Raw genomic sequence first — 22,530 nt, forward strand, 5'->3', positions numbered from 1 at the left:
TGGTCCTCCTGGTCAGGTCAGCCGGGCGGAGAGCACGGCGGCGATGTGGGCGATCGGGTCGGGGCTGGTCATCGAGCCGTGGTCGCAGTCGACCGCGTGCACGTCGACGCGCCCGGTGAGGTGGGGCGCCCAGGTCGACGGCCGGGGCATGTCGGCGGGCTTGTCGCGGGTGGCCTCGAAGAACACCGCGTCGCCGTCGAACACCGCGGGCCTGTGTGCCTGGCGCAGTTCGGCGTTGGTGGCGAACACGCGGGCCATGGCGGCGACCGCGTCGGCGCCGAGGGTGACGAGGGGGCTGCCCGCGGCGCGCAGGGCGGCCATGGCCCGGTCCAGGTCGAGCGGTTCCGGGCCGGGGTCGACGCCGAGGGACGACAGCAGCCCCTTCAGCGCGTCGCCGCGCGCCTCGGTATCGCCCGCCGGGTAGGCGTCGAGCAGGGCAAGGGTCGCGACCTTCTCCCCCGCCGCCCGCAGCGCGCAGGCCATGGCGTGGGCGACGTTGCCGCCGAACGACCAGCCCAGTAGGTGGTAGGGGCCGCTCGGCTGGAGCTCGCGGATCTTGGCGACGTAGGCCGCGGCGAGATCGTCGACGCTTGCGGTTGACTCACCGCTGAGGCCGGGGTCCTGCAGGGCGTAGACGGGCTGGTCGTGGCCAAGGCCGCGCAGCAGCCCCGCGTAGACCCAGCCGACGCCCGCCGCCGGGTGCACGCAGAACAGCGGCGGCCGGTCGCCCGTGGTGCGCAGGGGCAGCAGGACGTCGAGAGCGCCGCCCGTGGTGTCCCTGCCGAGCAGCTCGGTCAGGGCGGCGGGCGTCGGGGCCTCGAACAGGGCGCGGATGTTGAGGTCCACGCCGAGGTCGGCGCCGACGCGCTTGATGAGCTGGATCGCCAGCAGGGAGTGGCCGCCGAGGTCGAAGAAGTCGTCGTCCGCGCCGACCGCGGGCACACCCAGGGTATCGGCGAACAGCGTGCACACCAGCGCTTCCCGGGAGGTCCGGGGCGCGCGTGCCGACGACGTGTCGATCTCGGGGGCCGGGAGCGCGCGGCGGTCGAGCTTGCCGTGCGGGGTCAGGGGAAGCTCGTCGAGCGTGACGACCGCGCTGGGACGCATGTAGGGCGGGAGGGTGCGGGCGAGGTGGGCGTCGAGGTCGGCGGTGTCGCCCACGACGTAGCCGACAAGCCTGTCCTCACGCACGACGACGGCGGCGCGGGTGACGCCGGGGTGTGCGGTCAGGGCGGCTTCGACCTCGGTCAGGCCGATCCGGTAGCCGCGGAGCTTCACCTGGTCGTCGGTGCGGCCGACGAACACCAGGTTGCCGTCCGGGCGCCTGCGCACGAGGTCGCCGGTCCGGTACATGCGGGCGCCGGGCGGGCCGAACGGGTTGGCCACGAACCGCTCCGCGCTGGCGCCGGGGCGGTTCAGGTAGCCGCGGGCCAGGCCGGGTCCGGCGATGTAGAGCTCGCCGGGCACGTTGGCGGGCACCGGGGCGAGCCGGGCGTCGAGGACGTAGGCGCGGACGTAGTCGTGCGGGGTGCCGATCGGGACCGGGCCGTCGGGCAGGTCGGCGTCGGGGGCGATGCGGTATTCGGTGCAGTTGACGCAGGTCTCGGTGGGGCCGTAGACGTTGAAGACCGTCGCGCCGGGGTTGCGGCGGCGCCACGGGGCGAGTTGCTCGCCTAGCAGAGCCTCGCCACCGAGCATCAGTTCGCCGGTCGGCGAGACGTCGTCGGACAGGGCGTCGAGGACGGCCAGGTGGCTCGGGGTGCCTTTGAGGAACGCCGGGCGGGTGTCGGCGGCGTCGAGTTCGGCGAGGTGGACACGGCCGCCGGTCACCAGAGGCACGTACAGCGCGGTCACCGTGAGGTCGAAGGAGATCGGCGAGTGCAGCAGCACCGTGTCGGCCGCGGCCGGGTAGACGCCGATCGCGCGGTCGAGGTAGACGGCCAGTGCGTGGTGGTCGACGACGACGCCCTTGGGGCGGCCGGTGGAGCCGGACGTGTAGATCACGTAGGCGGGCGCCTGCGGGCGGACACGGTCCACCGGGGCTGACTCGGCCTCGACGTCGGCCAGGTCGTGTTCGGTGAGGACCAGGGTGGGGGCGGCGTCGGTGAGGATGTGGCCGACGCGCTCGGCCGGGTGGTCAGGCTCGATCGGGAGGTAGGCGGCGCCCGCTTTGAGGATGCCGAGCAGGGCCACGACCAGGGTCGGGGTTCGCGGCATGGTCACGGCGACGACGTCCTCGGCACCGATGCCGCGGCCGACCAGGAGGTTGGCGACGCGGTTGGACTCGCGGTCCAGGTCCGAATAGGACAGTTCGGCACCCGGCCCGGACACCGCGATCGCGTCCGGGGTGCGGCGGACCTGGTCGGTGAAAAGGCTGATCACCGAGGGGACGGCCATCGGCCCCGGGCCGCTCGGCACCAGAGCGGCGCGTTCGTGGTCGGCGAGGAGGTCGACGGCGGTGATGGGCTGGTCGGGGTCGAGCAGGACCTCGGCGAGGAAGCGGAGCAGGCGGTCGCGCAGGGACTCGGCGGTCGAGCGGTCGAACAGGTCTTCCCGGTAGGTCAGCACGCCCGCCAGGCCGCCGTCTTCCTCCGACAGCGCGAGGGACAGGTCGTACTTGGCGACCTGGCCGCCGACGGTGTGCTCGTCGACCGTCAGGCCGGGCAGCGTGAGCGTGGCGTCGGGGGTGTTCTGCAGAACGAGCAGCACCTGGAACAGCGGGTGGTGTGCCTGGGACCGGGCCGGGTTCAGCGCCTCGACCAGCCGCTCGAACGGGACGTCCTGGTGGTCGTAGGCGGCGAGGTCGGCCTCGCGGACGCGGCGGACGAGGTCGGCGAAGGTGGGGTCGCCCGCGGTGTCGGCGCGCAGGACCAGGGTGTTGACGAAGAAGCCGACGATCTCGTCCAGCGCGTCGTCGGTCCGGCCCGCGACCGGCGTGCCGATCGGGATGTCGTGGCCCGCGCCGAGCCTGCTGAGCAGCGCGGCGAACGCGGCTTGGAGCACCATGAAGACGCTCGCGCCGTCGCGTGTCGCGAGGTCCACGATGGCGCGGTGGGTGGCGGGGTCGACGGTGATCGGGACCTGGCCGCCGCGGGTGCCCGCGACGGCGGGCCGGGGGCGGTCGGTGGGCAGCGCGAGTTGGTCGGGCAGGTCCGCCAGCGCGGTCCGCCAGAAGGCGAGCTGCTCGGCGGCAAGGCTGGTCGGGTCGGACTCGTCGCCCAGGAGTTCGCGCTGCCAGAGGGCGTAGTCGGCGTAGTGGACGGCCATCGGCGTCCACTGTGGAGCTTCGCCGGTCCGGCGGGCGGTGTAGGCGGCGGCGAGGTCGCGGGTCAGCGGGCCCATGGACCAGCCGTCGGTGGCGATGTGGTGCAGGACCAGCAGGAGCACGTGGTCGTCACCGAGCTTGAAGACGGTCGCGCGGACGGGCAGGTCGTGGGCGAGGTCGAACCCGGGGGCCATGGCCTCGGCGATGGCGGCGTCCAGGTCCGCCTCGGCGAGCGGGACGAGCGGGATGTCGAGCGCGCGGGCCGGGAGGACCCGCTGCCACGGGGTGCCCACGTCGTCGGGCAGGACCGTGCGCAGGGACTCGTGGCGGGCGACGACATCGTTGATCGCCGCGCGCAGGGCGGGCACGTCGAGGTCGCCGCGCAGGCGCAGAGCGAAGGGGACGTGGTAGCGGCTGCCGGAGTCGTCGAACTGGTTGAGGAACCACAGGCGCCGCTGGGCGAACGACAGCGGCACCCGGTCCGGCCGCTCGACCGGCCGGACCCGCGGCCGGGCACCGTCGCCGCCGCGCAGCGCGCCCGCCAGCCCGGCCGGGGTCGGCGTCTCGAACAGCGACCGGATGCTCAGGTCGACGCCCAGCACCGAACGCACGCGGCTGACCAGGCGGGTGGCGAGCAGGGAGTGCCCGCCCATGGCGAAGAAGTTGTCATCGATGCCGACCGCGGGGACGGACAGCAGCTCGGCGAAGATCCCGCACAGGATCTCCTCGTGCACGGTGCGCGGGGCACGGCGGACCTCGGATCCGGCCTGGGGAGCCGGGAGCGCGCGGCGGTCGATCTTCCCGTTGGCGTTGAGCGGGAGCGCGTCCAGCTCGACGACGGTGGGGACCATGTAGTCCGGCAGGGCGCGCCGCAGGTGGGCGTCGAGGTCTGTTGGGACTCCCGGCGCGACGTAGGCGACCAGTCGGTCGTCGCGGGCGATCACCGCGGCTTGGGCGATCGCGGGGTGCTCGGTGAGGACGGACTCGATCTCGCCGAGTTCGACGCGGAAGCCGCGCACCTTGACCTGGTCGTCGGCGCGGCCCAGGTAGAGCAGCCGTCCGTCGGCGGTCCAGCGCACGAGGTCGCCGGTGCGGTACATCCGGGATCCCGGCGCCCCGAACGGGTTGGCGACGAACCGCTGCGCCGTGAGCGCCGGGCGGTTCAGGTAGCCGCGGCCCACCCCGGCGCCCGCCAGGTACAGCTCCCCGGCGACGCCGGGCGGCACGAGGGCGCCGTCGCCGTCGAGGACGTAGACGGCCGTGTTGTCGACCGGCCTGCCGATCACCGGCTCGGGCGAGTCCGCCATCGACGCCCACACGGTGTCGACCGTGCACTCGGTCGGACCGTAGACGTTCAGGCTGGTCACGCTCGGTGCCGCACGCAGCCGCCGCCACAGGTTCGCGTCACACGCCTCCCCGCCGACGACGAGCGCGGCGGGGACGTGGTCGGCGTCGAGCAGCCCTTCGGCGACGAGGACGGCCAGGTGGGACGGGGTGAGTTCGAGGAAGTCGATGCGGTGTTCGGCCACATACCGCACGAGCGCCGCCGCGTCGGCCCGCAGGTCGTCGCCGATGATGTGCAGCTCGTGGCCGGACAGCAGCAGGCACAGCGGGTCGAGCGAGGCGTCGAAGGTGAACCGGGCGACGTGCGCGACACGGGTGGGCTGGGCGAGAGTGGGCGCGATGAGGTGGCGGCGGTGGTGGGCGACAAGGTTGGTGAGGCCGCGGTGTTCGATGACGACACCCTTGGGGCGGCCGGTCGAGCCGGAGGTGTAGATCACGTACGCGGCGTGGTGCGGGTGCGGGGTCGTCGGGAGGGCGGTGTCGGCGTGCGTGTCGATGGCCGGGTCGTCGACCTGGAGGGTTGGGACTCCACTCAGGACGGTGTCGGCGGTGATGGCGAGGAACGCGCAGGCGTCGGTGAGCATGTGGTCGATGCGGTCGGCGGGGTGTTCCAGGTCGAGCGGCAGGTAGGCGGCCCCGGATTTGAGGACGGCGAGCAGGGCGATCACCAGGTCGGCTGTCCGCGGCAGCGCTAGTGCGACGATCCGGTCCGGGCCCGCTCCCCGCGCGACCAGCTCACGCGCGAGCTGATTGGCGCGGGCGTCGACCTCCGCGAACGTGCGCTGTCCATCGCGGGCGACCACGGCGATGGCGTCGGGTGTGCGCGCGGCCTGTTCGGCGAACAGCTCCGGGAAGGTCGCTCCAGACACCTCCTGTGCGGTGTCGTTCCACCGGGCCAGGTCGCGCCGGTCCTCGTCGTCGAGCAGGTCGACCCCGCTCATCCGGGTGTCCGGGTCGGCGGCGACGGCCGCCAGCAGCCGAACCAACCGGGTTGCCATCCGCTCGACGGTGGCGTGGTCGTAGAGGTCCGTGGCGTACTCGATGCTGCCGTCCAAGCCGCCGTCCGCGCGCTCGGCGAAGCCGAAGGACAGGTCGAACTTGGCGTAGGAGCTGTCCGGGTCCTCGATCTCCACCCGCAGGCCCGGCAGCTCGACCACCGGGTCTCCCCCGGCGCGCAGGGCGAGCATCACCTGGAACAGCGGGTGGTGGGCCAGTGACCGCTGGGGGTTGAGCGTCTCGACGAGGCGTTCGAAGGGGACGTCCTGGTTGGCGTAGGCGGCGAGGTTCGTCTCGCGGACGCGGGCCAGCAGGTCGGCGAACGTCGGGTCGCCCGAGGTGTCGGTGCGCAGGACCAGGGTGTTGACGAAGAAGCCGACAAGGTCGTCCAGGGCCTCGTCCGCGCGGCCCGCGACCGGGCTGCCCAGCGGGATGTCGGTTCCCGCGCCGAGCCGGGTCAGCAGGGCGGCCAAACCGGCCTGCAGCACCATGAACAGGCTCGCGCCGCCCGCCACGGCCACGGCGGTGAGCCGCTCGTGGACGGCCGGGTCAATGCGCAGTGTGACGCTGTCGCCGCGGCTGCCCGCGACGGGTGGGCGGGGGCGGTCGGTGGGGAGGTCGAGCCGGTCGGGCAGGCCGTCGAGGGCGGCCCGCCAGTACGCGGTCTGGGCGGCCATCACGCTGTCGGGGTCGGTCTCGTCGCCGAGGAAGTCGTGTTGCCACAGCGCGTAGTCGGCGTAGGCGACCGGCAGTGGCGTCCACTGTGGACTTGCTCCGGCCACGCGGGCCGCGTAGGCGGTGGCGAGGTCGCTCGTCAGCGGGGCGATGGAGGCGCCGTCGGTGGCGATGTGGTGCATGACGATGTGCAGGACGTGCTCGTCCGGCCCGATCGAGTACAGCGTCGCGCGGATGGGCAGGTCGGCGGCGAGGTCGAAGCGGTGGTCCAGGTCGGCGGCCATCGCCGCGGCGACGTCGTCGACCGTGCGCACCACGAAGTCGGGGCGCGCCGGGTTGACGACCTGGTACGGCTCGTCGGTGCCCGGGAACGTGGTGCGCAGCGACTCGTGCCGGTCGACGACGTCGATCAGCGCCGCCCACAGGGCGTTGGTGTCCAGGTCGCCGTGCAGGCGCAGGGCCAGCGGCACGGAGTACAGGCCGGGCGCGTCCTCGAACTGGTTGAGGAACCACAGCCGCCGCTGGGCGAACGACAGCGGCACCCGCTCGGGCCGCTCGACGCGGAGCAGCTCCGGGCGCATCGTCTGCTGCGAGCCGAGGCGGGCGTCGAGCCTGGCCACGGTCGGCGCCTCGAACAGGGTGCGGATCGGCAGTTCGACCCCGGCGACCGCGCGGACGCGGCTCGCCAGCTTGGTGGCCAGCAGCGAGTGCCCGCCGAGTTCGAAGAAGTTGCCGTCGATGTCGACGTCCGGGAGCCCGAGGACTTCGGCGAACAACCCGCACAGCACTTCCTCGCGCGGGGTCCGCGGCGCGCGCCCGGCGGACTGGGTCAGCGAAGGCGCGGGCAACGCGCGCTTGTCCAGCTTTCCGTTGGGCGTCAGCGGAAGCGCGTCGAGGACGACGACGGCGGAGGGCACCATGTGGTCGGGCAGCAGCGCGGCGACATGCGCGCGGACGTCGGCGCCGTCGAGTTCGCCGTCGGCAGGCACCGCGTAGGCCACGATCCGCTTGTCGCCGGGCCGGTCCTCCCGGACGACGACCGCGCAGTGGCCGACGCCCGGGTGCGCGGTGACGGCGGCTTCGATCTCGCCGAGTTCGATGCGGAAGCCGCGGACCTTCACCTGGTGGTCGACACGGCCCGCGAAGATCAGCCCGCCGTCGGCCGACCACCGCACGAGGTCACCCGTCCGGTACATCCGCTCGCCCGCCGGGCCGAACGGATCGGCGACGAACCGCTCGGCGGTCAGCGCGCGGCGGTCGTGGTAGCCGCGGGCCAGGCCGCCGCCCGCGATGTAGAGCTCGCCCGCGACACCGGTCGGGACCGGCCGCAGCCGCGCGTCCAGCACGTAGACGCGCGCGTTCCAGATGGGCCCGCCGATGCCGGGCGCGTGGGTGCCGGCGACCGGTTCGGTCATGGTGGTGACGACGGTGGCCTCGGTCGGGCCGTAGACGTGGACGAGCCTGCGGCCGGGTGCCCAGCGCGCCGCCTGATCGGCGGAAAGGGCCTCGCCGCCGACGATCAGGCCGCGCAGCGTCGGCAGGTCGCGTTCGGGCATGGAGGCGAGCATCGAGGCGACGAGGTCGGTGTGGGTGACGGCGTTGTCCTCGATCAGCGCCGCCAACTCCTCCCCCGCGGCCTGCGCGTCCGGCCCCGGCACGACCAGGGCCGCGCCCGCGAGGAAGGTCGCGGCGATGTCGACCATGGACACGTCGAAGCTGATCGACACCACCAGCAGGAACCGGCTCGTGGCGTCGAGGGCGAGCCGGTCGACGTGGATCGCGGCCACGGCGGCGATGCCGCGGTGGGTGACGACGACACCCTTGGGCTTCCCGGTGGACCCCGAGGTGTAGATGACGTACGCGGCGTTGGTGACGCGCAGCGGGCGGACCCGGTCGGCGTCGGTCGGGTCGGCCTCCGGGTGGCCCGCCTCGCCGTCGAGCACGACGGTGCGGTCGGCGGTCAGGCCGGTGTCGGGGGTGGTGAGCAGCAGCGCGGGCCGCGCGTCGGACAGCATCAGGGCGATGCGCTCGGGCGGGTAGTTGCGGTCGATGGGCAGGTACGCGGCGCCGGCCTTCACCACGGCCAGCATCGCCACGATCATCTCGACCGAGCGCGGGATCGCCATGGCGACGACGTCGTCCGGGCCGACACCGAGGCCGATCAGCTTGTGCGCAAGGCGGTTCGCGCGCCGGTTGAGGTCCGAATAGGACAACTCTTGACCAGCGAAGACGAGTGCAGTCGCGTCCGGAGTCCGCGCGGCCTGATGCTCGAACAGGGCGGGCAAGGTGAGCGCGGGAATCTCGCGGGTGGTGTCGTTGCGCTCGACGAGCAGGTGGTGACGCTCCTCGTCGCCGAGCAGGTCGAGGTCGGTGATGGGGACGTCCGGATTGGCGCAGGCGGCGGCGAGAAGCCGGATCAACCGGGTGCCGATGGCCGACGCGGTGGCGCGGTCGAACAGCGCGGTGCGGTAGTCGACCGACAGGCGGGCGCCGTCGAGCCGGACGGTGAGGTCGAAGCGGGCCGTCGAGGTGCGGACCTGCTCTTCGCGGATGGCCAGCCCGGGCAGGGCCAGCCCGGGGCCGTCGTCACCCTGCACGACGAGCATCACCTGGAACAGCGGGTGGTGTTCGAGGCTGCGGGCAGGGTTGACCGCCTCCACGACGCGCTCGAACGAGACATCGGCCTGGCCGAACGCGGCGAGGTCGGTCTCCCGGACCCGGCGCAGCAGCTGCCGGAAGCCGGGGTCGCCGGAGGTGTCCGTGCGCAGGACCAGGGTGTTGACGAAGAACCCGACCAGGTCGGCGAGCGCCTCGTCGGTGCGGCCCGCGATGGGGCTGCCCAGCGGGATGTCGGTGCCCGCGCCGAGCCGGGTCAGCAACGCCGCGAGAGCCGCCTGGGCGACCATGAACAGGCTGGCGCCCTGCTCGCGGCCGAGGGCCGTCAGTGCGGCGAGGAGGTCGGTGTCGAGGTCGAGGCCCACGCTGTCGCACTCGGTCCCGGCCTCGGCTGAGCGCGGCCGGTCAGTCGGCAGGTCCAGCCGCTCGGGCAGCCCGGCGAGTTCGGCCTTCCAGAACTCGAGCTGCTGGGACAGCAGGCTTTCCGGGTCGGTGTCGTCGCCGAGGACCTCCTGCTGCCACAGCGCGTAGTCCGCGTACTGGACCGGCAGCGGCTCCCAGTCCGGCGCCTCGCCGAGCAGCCGCGCGGCGTAAGCCGAGGACAGGTCGCGGGCGAGCGGGGCCATCGACCAGGCGTCGCCCGCGATGTGGTGCAGCAGCAGGAGAAGAACGTGCTCGGTCGGGCTGACCACGAACAGGACCGTGCGCAGCGGCGTCTCGCGGCCGAGGTCGAACGGGTGCTCGGCGGCGGTTTCCAGCGCGGCGGCCAGATCCTCCGGGTGGACGACCTCGAAAACGGGCTCCGCGGACTCGGTGACGACCTGCTCCGGCTCGCCGTCACGCTCGGGGAAGGTGGTGCGCAGCGACTCGTGGCGGTCCACGACGTCGGCGAGCGCGGCCCGCAGCGCGGCCACGTCGAGCGGGCCGGTCAGCCGGAACGCCGTGGGGCTGTTGTAGGTCGAGTTCGGCCCCTCCATCCGGCTGAGGAACCACAATCTGCGCTGCGCGGACGACAGTGGGATCGCGGCGTTGTCCATCAGACGGTCCTTCGGGGTCGGGCCACCAGGGCGGGCCGCGCGCGCTTGGCGGAGGCGACCTCGACGGCGAGCCGGGCGACGGTCGGGGCCTCGAAAAGGCTGCGGATGCCGAGCTCCACGCCGAGCGCCGCGCGGACCCGGGCGACGACCTTGGTGGCGAGCAGCGAGTGCCCGCCGAGGTCGAAGAAGTTGTCGTCGATGCCGACCTTGGCCAGGCCGAGCACCTGCGTGAACACCTCGCACAGCGCGGTTTCCCGCTCGTCGCGCGGCTCCCGCGAGTCCGGTGCCGCGGCCAGGTCCGGCGCGGGCAGCGCGGCTCGGTCGAGCTTGCCGTTGGGGGTCAACGGGAAGGTGTCCAGCCCGACGATCGCCGAGGGCACCATGTGGTCGGGCAGGACGTCGCCGAGGTGCGCCCGGAGCGCGGCCGCGTCGACGGTCGCCGGACGGACGTAGGCGACAAGCCGCTTGACGCCCGGCTGGTCCTCGCGCACCACGACCGCCGCCTCGGCGACCTCGGGTCGCGCGGCGACGGCCGCCTCGATCTCGCCGAGTTCGACGCGGAAGCCGCGGATCTTCACCTGGTGGTCGACCCGGCCGACGAACTCCACGTTGCCGTCGCGCCGCCGCCGAACCAGGTCCCCGGTGCGGTACATGCGCGACCCGGGCGGTCCGTAGGGATCGGGGACGAACCGTTCGGCGGTGAGCGCTTGCCGGTCGAGATAGCCCCGGGCCAGGCCGCCGCCCGCGATGTAGAGCTCGCCGGTCACGCCCGGCAGGACCGGGCGCAGGGTCGAGTCGAGCACGTGGACCCGCACGTTGTGGATGGGCTTGCCGATCGGCGGGGTGCCCGCGCCGTGCAGCGGGTCGCTCATGGTGGCCACGACGGTGGTCTCGGTCGGGCCGTAGACCTGCATCATCGTGCGACCCGGCGACCAGCGGGCGACCAGCTCGGCGGTGCACGCCTCGCCGCCCACGACGAAGCCGCGCAGCGTCGGCAGGTCGCGGTCGGCGGGCACCGAGGCGAGCATCGGGGCGACGAGGTCGGTGTGGGTGACGCCGTGGCCGTCGATGAGGTCGGCGAGTTCGGTGCCCACGACCTGGCGGCCAGGCTCGGGGATCACCAGGACGGCGCCTGCGAGCAGGGTCATGGCGATGTCGGCCATGGACACGTCGAAGCTGATCGACACCACCAGCAGGAACCGGCTGCCCGGCACCAGACCCATCCGCTCGATGTGGGCGGCGGCCACCGAGGCGATGCCCCGGTGCGACAGCACGACACCCTTGGGCTTGCCCGTGGAACCAGACGTGTAGATCACGTATGCCGGGTGGGCCACCGCGAGCGCGGCCGTCCGGTCGGTGTCGGTCGGGTCGGTGTCCGGGCGGGCGGCGATCGACGCGGCCGTCTCCGGGTCGTCGAGGACGACGCTCGCCGGGAACGCGCCCGCCGTGTCGGTGACCGTGAGGACCAACGCGGGCTTGGCGTCGGTGAGCATGTAGGCGATGCGGTCGGCCGGGTAGGCCGGGTCGATCGGCAGGTACGCGGCGCCCGCTTTGAGCACGGCGAGCCAGGCGACGACCATGTCCGCCGAACGCGGAAGACCCAGTGCCACCAGGGATTCCGGGCCGACGCCGAGGGAGATCAGGTGGTGGGCGAGCCGGTTGGCGCGCGCGTTGAGCTCGCCGTAGGTCAGTTCGTCGGTCCCGCACACGACAGCGGGCGCGGCCGGGTCGGCGGCCACCACGCGCTGGACCAGTTCGGGCAGCGGGCGGGTGTCGACGGGGGCCTCGGTGGCGTTGAGGCCGTGCAGGATGAGGTCGCGCTGCGGAGGCGACAGGACGTCAAGCGCGCTGATCGGCTGGTCCGGGTCGGCGGCGGCCGAGGCGAGCAGCCGCACCAGCGCGTCGGCGAAGCCCGCCACGGTCGGCGCGTCGAACAGGTCGGTGCTGTACTCGATCGCGCCGTCGATGCCCGCCAGGGAGCCGTCGGCGGCGCGGCGCTCGCCGAGGTCGAAGACGAGGTCGAACTTCGCGACCCCGGCCTGGGCGATGTCGACGGTCGTGGTGAGACCCGGCAGGTCCAGTTCGTGCGCCAAGGCGTTCTGGAACACCAGCATCACCTGGAACAGTGGGTGCCTTGCCAGCGACCGGGCCGGGTTCAGCGCGTCGACGAGCCGCTCGAACGGCAGGTCGGGGTGCGCGTAGGCGGCGAGGTCGACCTCACGGGTGCGGCGCACGAGGTCGCGGAAGGTCGGGTCGCCGCCGGTGTCGTTGCGCAGGACCAGGGTGTTGACGAAGAAGCCGACGAGGTCGTCGAGCGCGGCGTCGGCGCGCCCGGCGACGGGGGTGCCGATGGGGACGTCGGTGCCCGCGCCGAGGCGGGTCAGCAGCGCGGCGAGGCCCGCCTGGACGACCATGAACACGGTGGCGCCGTGGTCGCGGCCGAGGTCGGCGATCTTGCGGTGCAGGTCGGCGTCGAGGCTGATCTCGACGGTGTCGCCGCGGTAGGTCGCCACAATCGGCCGGGGACGGTCGGTGGGTAGTTCGAGCTGGTCGGGCAGGCCGGTCAGGGCCTTCGACCAGTAGTCGAGCTGGGGTTCGAGCGCGCCGCCCGCGCCGAGCAGCTCACGCTGCCAGAGGGCGTAGTCGGCGTACTGGACGGGCAGCTCGGTCCACTGTGGAGCATCACCCGCGTGGCGGGCGCGGTACGCCGTGGCGAAGTCGCGGGTCAGCGGGGTCAGCGACCAGCCGTCGCCCGCGATGTGGTGCAGGATGAGGCACAGCGCGTGCTCGTCGCCGTGGGAGAACAGGTGGACGCGCAGCGGGGTCTCGACGGTCAGGTCGAAACCGAGGGTGGCCGCGCGCTGGACGGCGGCGCCGAGGTCGGCGACCGGCTCGACGTGCACCTCGGGGTCCGCGGCGAGGATGTCCTGGTGCGGCTCGCCGTCGACCTCGGGCAGGACTGTCCGCAGGATCTCGTGCCGGGCCACGACGTCGCCGATCGCGGCGCGCACCGCGGGCAGGTCGACCGGGCCGGACAGGCGCAGGGTCAGCGGGATGTTGTAGGTGGCGCTGGGGCCTTCCAGCCGGTTGAGGAACCAGAGGCGCTGCTGGGCGAACGACAGCGGGATCCGCTCCGGCCGCGCGCGCCGGTCGAGGGCTTCGCGGGCCGCGCCCGCGCTGTCGATGGCCTCGACCAGCCCGGCGACCGTGGGGGTGTCGAAGACGGTCTTGATGCGCAGCTCGACGCCGAACACCGAGCGCACCCGGCCCGCGAGGCGGATCGCGGACAGCGAGTGGCCGCCCAGGGCGAAGAAGTCGTCGTCGATGCCGACCTCGGGCAGCCGCAGGATCTCGGCGAATAGCTCGCACAGCACCTCTTGGCGCGGCGTGATCGGCTTGCGGCCGACAACGCCGTGGAACGCGGCGCGGTCGGGGACGGGGAGCGCGGAACGGTCGAGTTTGCCGTTCGGGGTCAGGGGAAGCGCGTCGAGGGTGACCACGGCGGCCGGGACCATGTACTCCGGCAGCCTGCTCTCGGCGTGCGCCCGCGCGGCGACCGCGTCGACCGTGCCGGGGGTGACGTAGGCGACGAGCCGCTTGTCCCCCGGCGTGTCCTCGCGGACGACGACCACGACCCGCTCGACCTCCGGGTGCGCGGCCAGGGCGGACTCGATCTCGCCCAGTTCGATGCGGAAGCCGCGGAGCTTGATCTGGTGGTCGACACGGCCGAGGAAGTCGATGCGGCCGTCCGCGCTCCACCGGACGAGGTCGCCGGTGCGGTACATCCGTGATCCGGGCGGGCCGAACGGGTCGGCGACGAACCGCTCGGCGGTCAGCGACGGCCGACCCAGGTACCCACGGGCCAGGCCCGCGCCCGCGATGTAGAGCTCGCCGGGCACGCCCACCGGCATCGGACGCAGGGCCGCGTCGACCACGTAGACGCTGGTGTTGGCGATCGGCAGGCCGATGGTGGGCGCGCCGGGCCGGTCGTCGAGATCGGCGGCGGTCGACCACACGGTGGTCTCGGTCGGGCCGTACACGTTGGTCACGGTCGACCCGAGCGCGCGCATCGACTCGGCGAGGCCGGGCGGCAGTGCCTCGCCGCCGACGAGCATCCGCAGGCCGCGCACCTGCTCCGACGCCTCGGCGACCAGGCCCTGCCACAGCGACGGCGTGGCCTGCATGACCGTGGCGCCCGAGTGGCGGATGAGGGTGGCCAGCGCGGCAGGTTCCAGGACGGCTTCCTTGTCCGCGACCACGACGGAAGCGCCGGACAGCAGCGGCAGGTACAGCTCCAGACAGGCGATGTCGAAGGCGACCGTGGTGACCGCCAGCAGCCGGTCGGCTGGGGTGAGCGGGCACAGGTTCGCCATGGCCAGCAGGAAGTTCACCAGCGCGCCGCGGGTGACCACGACGCCCTTGGGCCTGCCGGTCGAACCGGAGGTGAAGATCGTGTACGCGGCGGACCGCGGGTCGGGCCGCACGCCCGGGTCGGTGTCGGGGTAGGCGGCGATCAGGTCGGTGGTGCGCGGGTCGTCGAGCGCGGTCACGTCGGCGGCCGCGAACCCGCTGGTGGCCAGCACGAGCGCGGGCTCGGCGTCTTCGAGCATCCAGCGGACGCGGTCGGCCGGGTAGTCGGGGTCGATCGGGACGTACGCCGCGCCGGACTTCAGCACCGCCAGCAGCGCGACGACCAGGTCGGCCGAGCGGGGAAGCGCGACGGCGACGAAGCGGTCCGGCCCGGCGCCGCGGTCGATCAGGTATCGGGCGAGGCGGTTGGCCCGGGCGTGCAGCTCGCGGCGCGTCAGAGTGTCCACACCGGACACGACGGCGAGCGTGTCCGGGGCGCCGCGGCCGAGCAGTTCGACCAGGTCGTCTGCCATCGGCGCGGCGGTGTCGTTGGCGGCGGCGAGAACGCGGATCGAGTCGGGGTCGGTCAGGTCGACGGTGCCGACCGGGGCGTCGAGGTCGGCGGCGGTGAGCCAGCGGGCAACCTGCCCGACGATCCGCCGGGCCAGCGGCGCGGGGACGACGTCGGGGCGGTAGCGCAGGCGCAGGGTGAGCCGGTCGCCCGGGCTGGCGTAGAGGCCCAGCGGGTAGTGGCTCGGGTAGGTGGTGGTCAGCTCGCCGACGTTGGCGGCGGCCACGGTCGCGGGGTGGTTCTCGAAGACGGTGAGGGTGTCGAACAGGTCGCCGAGGCCGGTCGCGCGCTGGATGTCGGTGAGCCCGACGTGATGGTGTTCGGCCATCGCGGAAAGCTGGGCTTGGATGCCCGCGAGGTGGTCGCGGACGGACTGGGCCGGGTCGATCCGGACCCGCACCGGCACGGTGTTGATCAGGAAGCCGATCATCGACTCGACGTCCGCGACGGCGGCGGGGCGGGTGGACACCGTCGTGCCGAAAACGACGTCGTGGCGGCCGGTGAGCCTGCCGAGGACCGTCGCCCACGCGGCCTGCACGGCCGTGCTCAGGGTGATCCCGTTGGCGCGCAGAGCCTCTCGTAATCGAGAGGTGGCTTCCTCCGGCAGGTCGACCACGCATAAGTCGGTTTCGGCGTGGGCCTTGTCGGCGGCGATCAGGGTCGGCTCCTCGACGTCGTCGAGGAAATCGAGCCAGGCGCGCTCCCCCGCCGCCGTGTCCCGGGCGGCCAGCCAGCCCAGGTGGTCGACGAAGTGCGCGTCGGACTTGGCGCCGCCCAGCAGCTCGTCGATGAGCAGCGGCATGGACCAGCCGTCGAGCACGATGTGGTGGTGGGTCAGCAGGACGCGGTGGTGCTCGGCGCCGAGGCGGACCAGGGTGAACCGCAGCAGCGGCGGGGCGGCGAGGTCGAACCGCCGGTCCCGTTCGGCCGCCGCCACCCGGTCCACTTCTTCGTCGCGGCCGGTGAGGTCGATCTCCTGCCACGGCACGTCGACCCGCTCGGCGACCAGCTGGGCGGGGCGTTCCAGTCCGGTGTGGACGAATCCGGCGCGCAGGTTCGGGTGCCGATCGAGCAGCGCCTGGGCGGAGGCGTGGAGTTCGGCGGTGTCCAGCGGTCCGTGCAGGTCGAAGGAGAACTGCATGGTGTAGGCGTCGGGCGCGGACTCGTCGTAGGCGGCGTGGAAGAGTAGACCCTCCTGCAGCGGGGTCAACGGCCAGGTCTCGGCGGCCCACGGGTACCGGGCGCTGATCGCGGCGGCGTCGGCGGCGCTCGGCGACGGCAGCCGCGACGGGGCCTGGGACTCGGCTTCGGTGGCGACCAACGCGAGACCGGCTGCGGTGCGGTGCTCGAAGACCTGCTTCGGGGTGATCGCGAGGCCTGCGCGGCGCGCGCGGCCCGCGAGCAGCATGGACAGCACGCTGTCGCCGCCGAGCGCGAAGAAGTCGTCGTCCAGGTCGACCGTTGACTCGCCGAGGGTCTCGGCGACCAGGGTGCGCAGCAGTTCCTCGCGCGGCGACCCGGTCCGGCCGGTGCCGCCGGACGAGCGGGTCGGCGCGGGAAGCGCCTTGCGGTCCAGCTTTCCGCTGGGGGTCAGTGGGAACTCGGCCATGAACACGAAATCGGCGGGCACCATGTGCTCGGGCAGCGTCTTGGCCGCCCACGCGCGCAGGTCGGTCCCGGCGTCGGCCAGGACGTGCGCGACGAGCCGGTGCACGCCCGGCCGGTCCTCGCGCAGGGACACCGCCGCCTGCGCCACGGCGGGATGGGCGGTGAGGACGGCCTCGATCTCGCCGAGTTCGACGCGGAAGCCGCGGATCTTGACCTGGCCGTCGGCGCGGCCGATGAAGTCGAGCGCGCCGTCCGCGCGCCACCGGGCGAGGTCGCCGGTGCGGTAGAGGCGGGAACCCGGCTCGCCGAACGGATTCGCGACGAACCGCTCGGCGGTCAGCGCAGGTCGACCGAGGTAGCCGTGGGCCAGTTGGACGCCCGCCAGGTACAGCTCCCCCACCTCGCCCGCGGGCAGCGGCCGCAGGTCGGCGTCGAGCACGTGGGTCTGGGTGTTCCACACCGGGCGGCCGATCGGCACCGACGACTCCGACCCGTCGCACGCCCAATAGGTGACGTCGACCGACGCCTCGGTGGGGCCGTAGAGGTTGTGCAGCTCGGCGTCGAGCAGCGCACCGAAGCGGGCCGCGAGGTCGCCGGGGAGCGCCTCGCCGCTGCACACGACCCGCCGCAGGCCGGTGCAGGCGGGGGGCACGGTCGGCTCCTCCAGGAACGCGCGGAGCATCGACGGTACGAAGTGGACAGTGGTGACCCGCTCGTCGCGGATCAGTCCGGCCAGGTAGACGGGGTCGCGGTGGCCGTCGGGCTTGGCCACGACGAGGGCCGCGCCGGTGATCAGCGGCCAGAAGAACTCCCACACCGAGACGTCGAAGCTCGACGGGGTCTTCTGCAGCACCCGGTCGTCGGCGGTGAGCTGGTACTCGGCCTGCATCCAGAGCAGCCGGTTGACGATGCCGCGCTGCGGCACCATCACGCCCTTGGGCCTGCCCGTCGAGCCGGAGGTGTAGATGACGTAGGCGGTGTCGGCGGGCACCAGGTCCGCTTCGCCCTCGGTCATCCCGTCCGGCGTCAGCGTCAGCACGGGACGGGCGTCGGCGAGCATGAACGCGACGCGGTCGGCCGGGTAGTCCGGGTCGACCGGCAGGTAGGCGCCGCCCGCGCGGAGCACGGCGAGCAGACTGACTACCAATTCCACCGAACGGGGCAAGGCCACCGCGACGACCCGCCCGGGACCGACGCCGCGCTCGCGCAGGGTCTCCGCCAGCCGCTCGACCTCGCCGTCGAGGTCGGCGTAGGTGAGGGTCGCCCCCTCGAAGACCAGCGCGGGCGTGTCCGGCGTCCGGGCCACTTGCGCGGCGAACAGCCCGGCGATCGTGGACTCCGCGCTGATGGCTACCGCTGCCCCGGCTCCGAACTCGATCATCGCACCTCTCCCAGCCCGGCGAACCCCACTTCCGGTCCACTTCGCCGAGTGGCCGGTTCACTTCCGCAGCCTGCCGGGCAGGGCGATCCGGAGCCCGTGCCAATGTCCGGTGATGTGGACCGTTCTGGATGACCGGAGATCCGCTACGGTCCCAAGAACGGGTGGCGACACCCGTGATCGGTGGGGGCCGCGGGCGAGGGCGGACCAAACCGGTCCAAATGCGGCCTGTGGAGCGAAATGGACCGTCTCACCGACGCGGACACGCTTGTCGAACTACTGGGTGACTGGACCACCGTGCGCGGTCCGCTGTACCGCAAGCTCGCGAGCGCGGTCGCCACCTGTATCGAAGCGGGGGATCTGCGGGCGGGCCAACGCCTGCCGTCCGAGCGTGACCTGGCCAAACTGCTGACGGTCAGCCGGGCCACCGTGGTCGCCGCGTATGACGAGCTGCGGGGTTCCGGGCTGGTCGACAGCCTGCGCGGCAGCGGCACCCGGGTCGCCGCCCGCGTGCGCGCGCGGTCGTCCGGGGCAGACGGGCGCGTCCCCGGCGGCCGGGCGACGTCGATCTTCCAGCGGCTGGTCGACGGGCCGGGCGAGGTGATCTCGCTGGCCATGGCGATCGAGCCCGCCGCACCCGAACTGGCCGAGGCGATCCGCGAGCTGACCGGCGGCGACGATCTCGACGAGCTGATGGCCGACGTCGGCTACCACCCGCGCGGCTACCCGCCGCTGCGGCAGGCGGTGGCCCAGCACTACGCCGAACTGTGGCTGCCCACCACCGCCGACCAAGTCCTGGTGACCACGGGCGCGCAGCAGGTGCTCGGTCTGGTGGCACAGATGTACTTGCGGCCGGGCTGCACGGTGGTCGTGGAGTCCCCCAGCTGGCCTGGCTGCCTGGACGTGTTCCGTGCCGCGGGCGCGCGGCTGGTGGGCGTGCCGCTGGACGAGGAAGGCGTCCGCCCAGATTTGCTCGCCAAGGCGTTCGCCGACGAGAAACCCGTGCTGGCCTACGTGATGCCGACCTTCCACAACCCGACCGGCACCCTGATGTCCACCAGCCGCCGCCAGCGCGTCGCCGAGTTGGCCGCCCGGTTCGACGTGCCGATCCTGGAGGACAACGCCTACACCGGTTTCGTCAGCCGCGACGGCGTCAGCGCCCTGTCGCCGATCGGCGCGTTCGCCCGCGGCAACGCCGAGATCCTCACCGTCGGGTCGATGGCCAAGGCGGTGTGGGGCGGCCTGCGCATCGGCTGGGTCCGCGCGCCGGGCGCCATCATCGAGCGGCTGGCCAGATACAAGGTCCGCGCCGACCTCGGCAGCCCGATATTGGACCAGGCCATCACCGCCCGCCTGCTGCCGAAGCTGTCCGACATCGCGGGCGCGCGCGGGGATGTGCTGCGGCTGCGGCTGGACCACCTGCAGAACCTGCTCGGCGAACACCTTCCGAGCTGGCGGTGGCGCTCCCCGGACGGCGGGTCGGCGCTGTGGATCGAGCTGCCGGAGACGTCGGCGCAGATCTTCGCCCAGGTCGCGCTTCGGCATGGGGTAGAGCTGGTGCCGGGCTCGGCCACGGACCCGTCGGGCGGCCACGACAACCACGTGCGGCTGCCGTTCACCCTGCCCACGGAGGTGCTGACAGAGCTGGTGCGCAGGCTCTCGTCGGCGTGGACTGATCTACGCAGACACGGACCCGTCGACGACGAGCCCGAGCCGACCGTGTGACTAGTCGGCTGTGGCGGCGAACTTGCCGAGGGCGATCCGGTTGGGCTGGCCCGTCTTAGACATCAGGCTCGACACATGCTTCTCGACCGTGCGCAGCGACAGGTGCAGGATGTTGGCGATCTCCTGGTTGCCCAACCGGTCCACCAGCAGCCGCAGCACCTGGTATTCCCGCGCGGTGATCCCGGCCGCCCGCATCCCCGCCGGGATGTCGGCGACGCCCGCGCGGCGCTGGGTGACGCGTTGGCCCGAGCGGCGCAGCAGTGCCCGGCAGGCGCCCGCGACCGTGGCGATATCGGCGTCGTGGAAGTAGGACTCGGCTGCCCGCAGCCATTCCAGCGGCGTGCCCCATCCGTCGGCGAGGGCGGCCTCGGCGACTAATCGCAGGCCGAGATGTCTGCCCATCGCGTAGGGCTCGCCGACCTGCACCGCGTCGGCGACCAGCGTCGCGGCTTCCTCGACCCGGCCGTCGCGGCCTGCCAGGACCGCCTCGGCGAACAGCGCGAACTGGCGGTCCCAGCGCAGTTGACCGCTCGCCCCGCGCAGGTCGGAGAGGGCCAATTCCCCGTCCAAAGCGGTCAACAGCAGGTGCAACCCGTCGCGGCCGGAGAGCCGGAACGTCGTGGGATTGCGGGTCTCGGCGTCGAGGGCGACCCGCAGTTCGTCCCGTGCCTGGACGCGGTTCTCCTCCAGCAGCGCGCAGAACGCCTTCGCCAGGCCGTGCACGCGCGGCACGTGCTGGTCGGGCTCGACGTCCCACTTCCCCAACTCGGCGAGCGCGCGGTCCATGTCGCGGCGCCGCCCGCGGTGGGCGGCAAGCACAGCGCGGTTGAGGAGCATGAACTGGGTGATCTCCATCAGCTTCAACCGGGTCGTCGCCGCGAGGACCTGGTCGATCACCGACTCGGCGGCGGCGAAGTCCCCGCGCAGCACCAGTTGCAGCGCGATGTTGACCTCCGCCTGGTACCGGGCGGTCACCGCGCCGATGCGGGATGCCTTCTGCCGCGCCTGCTCCAACCGCTCGACCCCGCCGTCCTGCAGCGCGTCGTTGAGGCCCAGGCGCACCAGCGCGTGGATCTCCCAGATCGGCAGATCGTGGCGCACGGCGATGGACCGGCTGCGCTCCAGGCAGTGCGCGGCCTCCTTCGCGTCGCGCGCGCGGACCAAAGCGCCCAGCAGCTGCCACGCCTGACAGGCCACGACCGGCAGCGGCACCTGTTCGGCGATCTCGGCGGCGCGGCGGGCCATGGTCTCGGCCTCCGCGAGGCGCCCCAGCCCGGGCAGCTCCAACCGAAGGTGGGCGGCGACGACGTCGAGCGGGGCGACGTCGGCGGGCGCGGCGTCGGGGCCGAGCAGGGCGCGCGCGATCTCCACCTGGTCGAGGCCGTCCATCGTGCGGCCGTCGAGGTTCGCCACCCAGGCCAGCCGCGCGTGCAGGCGGGCGCGGCGGCGGTGGTCGATCTGGCCGCCGACCTGGTCGAGCACCTCGGCGGTCGCCAGCGCGCGGTCGATCAGGCCCGCCTCGGCCAGCGCGTCGAGCCGGGCCTCCAGGACGTCGGCGCGGGCGGCGGGGTCGGTGAGGAGGTCGGCTGCCTTGTCCAGCAAGGCAAGTGCGGTGTGGGCGGCGCCGAGCGCGAGGGCGCGCGTACCCGCTTCGGCGAACAGGTGACCGGCCCGCGCCTGCTGGCCCGCGTCAAGCCGCAGCGCCGCGCTCACCTGGCACCACTCGCCGGGCAGACCGGGGTAGATCGACTCCACGGCGTCGGCGACCCGGCCCGCGAGGTTCGCGCGCTGCGCGGGGGTGAACGCGGCGAGCAGCGCCTCGGTGATCAGCGAGTGCCGGAAGGCGTACCAATCCGGGGTTTGCTCGTCCTGGCCGACGAGCTGCGCGACGGCGTCGCCGTGCAGGTGGCTGAGCAGGTCGCGGTAGTCGAGGCCGACGACGCGGCGGACGACGGCGAGCGGGAACCGGCGGCCCAGCGTCGCGGCCACTGACAGCACCTGCCGCTGCTCCGGGTCGAGAAGATCCATGCGCCGGTTCACGCTGCGCACGAACGTCACCGGCAGGTTCTTCTCCAGACGCGCGGTCAACGCGCAGCCGTCGCCGTCCTGGACAAGGACACCGCTGTCGAGCATGCCGCCGAGCAGTTCCTCCACCTGGAACGGGTTGCCGTCGCTGCCCGCCCACACCAGGTCGACCACGGGGTCCGGCACGCGATCGGGGCGCACCCCGAGGAACGAGGCCGCCATCCGCGGCAGGTCGGCGCGGTCGAGGGGGCCGAGGTCGAACACGGTGCAGTTGCGCCGCTGGCTCGCCGACCTCGCCATGCGCAGCGCGGGCGACGGCGTCTCGTCGCCGACGGAACACACGAGCAGCGTTGGCTGGTCGTCGAGGTTGTCGATGAGGTACTCGACGACGGCGAGGGTCTCCGGGTCGGCGTTGTGCAGGTCGTCGAGGGTGACGACGCAGCCGCGGTCGCGGCCCGCGAGCGCGGTCAGCCGCAGCACGGCCTCGGCGAGGATGACGAGCGAGGCGCCCTCCTGCTCGCCGGGCGGCTCGCCCCAGTCGGGGATCAGTCTGGCGAGGATCGGGCGGTACGGTCCCAGCGCGGCGACGTCGATCGGCTCGCCCAGCCGCACGAGCGACAGCATGGCCTCGGTCAGCGACCGGAACGGGACCATCGGGTCCAGCGCGCTGGCCCGGCCGCGCAGCAGCCGCATGTCGGCGGCGAAACCGCGTTTGGCCGCCGCCGCCGCTAAACGGGATTTGCCGACGCCGCTTTCCCCGACCAGGAATAACACGCCGCCTCGGCCTGCGCGCGCCGAACTCAGTGCGGCATCTATGGCGGACAGTTCGGCATCGCGTCCCACGATGACCGACGAGCGATTTCCCACAGGCCGGACACTACCGACGCCGCCCGCACCGGTCCAGAATTCGGCATTCGCCTCACATTTTTGGCGGACGGCA

Annotated in this window: 3 protein-coding genes and 1 pseudogene; 1 reads left to right on the forward strand and 3 read right to left on the reverse strand. The window is 73.1% G+C overall.

All coding sequences use genetic code 11. The annotated features are described in order from the left end of the window. Nucleotides 1–12: 12 nt before the first annotated feature. Nucleotides 13–9,933 (reverse strand): amino acid adenylation domain-containing protein, encoded by a 9,921-nt coding sequence (locus tag ACSHT8_RS07065; protein WP_436498874.1) that lies wholly within the window; start codon nucleotides 9,931–9,933, stop codon nucleotides 13–15. Then, a pseudogene (locus ACSHT8_RS07070) lies at nucleotides 9,933–17,795 on the reverse strand (amino acid adenylation domain-containing protein); the annotation flags it as partial. The gene ACSHT8_RS07065 and the pseudogene ACSHT8_RS07070, both read right to left, overlap by 1 nt. Nucleotides 17,796–18,080: 285 nt before the next feature. Here ACSHT8_RS07070 and ACSHT8_RS07075 point away from each other — a divergent pair. Next, complete coding sequence (locus ACSHT8_RS07075; protein ID WP_436498876.1) at nucleotides 18,081–19,565, forward strand: PLP-dependent aminotransferase family protein; 1,485 nt, start codon at nucleotides 18,081–18,083, stop codon at nucleotides 19,563–19,565. Here ACSHT8_RS07075 and ACSHT8_RS07080 read toward each other — a convergent pair whose 3' ends face one another. Then, nucleotides 19,566–22,457, reverse strand: a complete 2,892-nt coding sequence (locus ACSHT8_RS07080) for an ATP-binding protein (protein ID WP_436498878.1) — start codon at nucleotides 22,455–22,457, stop codon at nucleotides 19,566–19,568. Between the last annotated feature and the right edge of the window lie 73 nt (nucleotides 22,458–22,530).

The sequence above is a fragment of the Actinokineospora sp. HUAS TT18 genome (genome assembly GCF_051364635.1).
In the GTDB taxonomy this organism is placed as follows: Bacteria; Actinomycetota; Actinomycetes; order Mycobacteriales; family Pseudonocardiaceae; genus Actinokineospora.

What these genes read in the sequence shown, in the direction of transcription:
- ACSHT8_RS07065 (WP_436498874.1), bottom strand. Translation starts at nt 9,933, where the DNA reads ATGGACAACGCCGCGATCCCACTGTCGTCCGCGCAGCGCAGATTGTGG.
- ACSHT8_RS07075 (WP_436498876.1), top strand. Translation starts at nt 18,081, where the DNA reads ATGGACCGTCTCACCGACGCGGACACGCTTGTCGAACTACTGGGTGAC.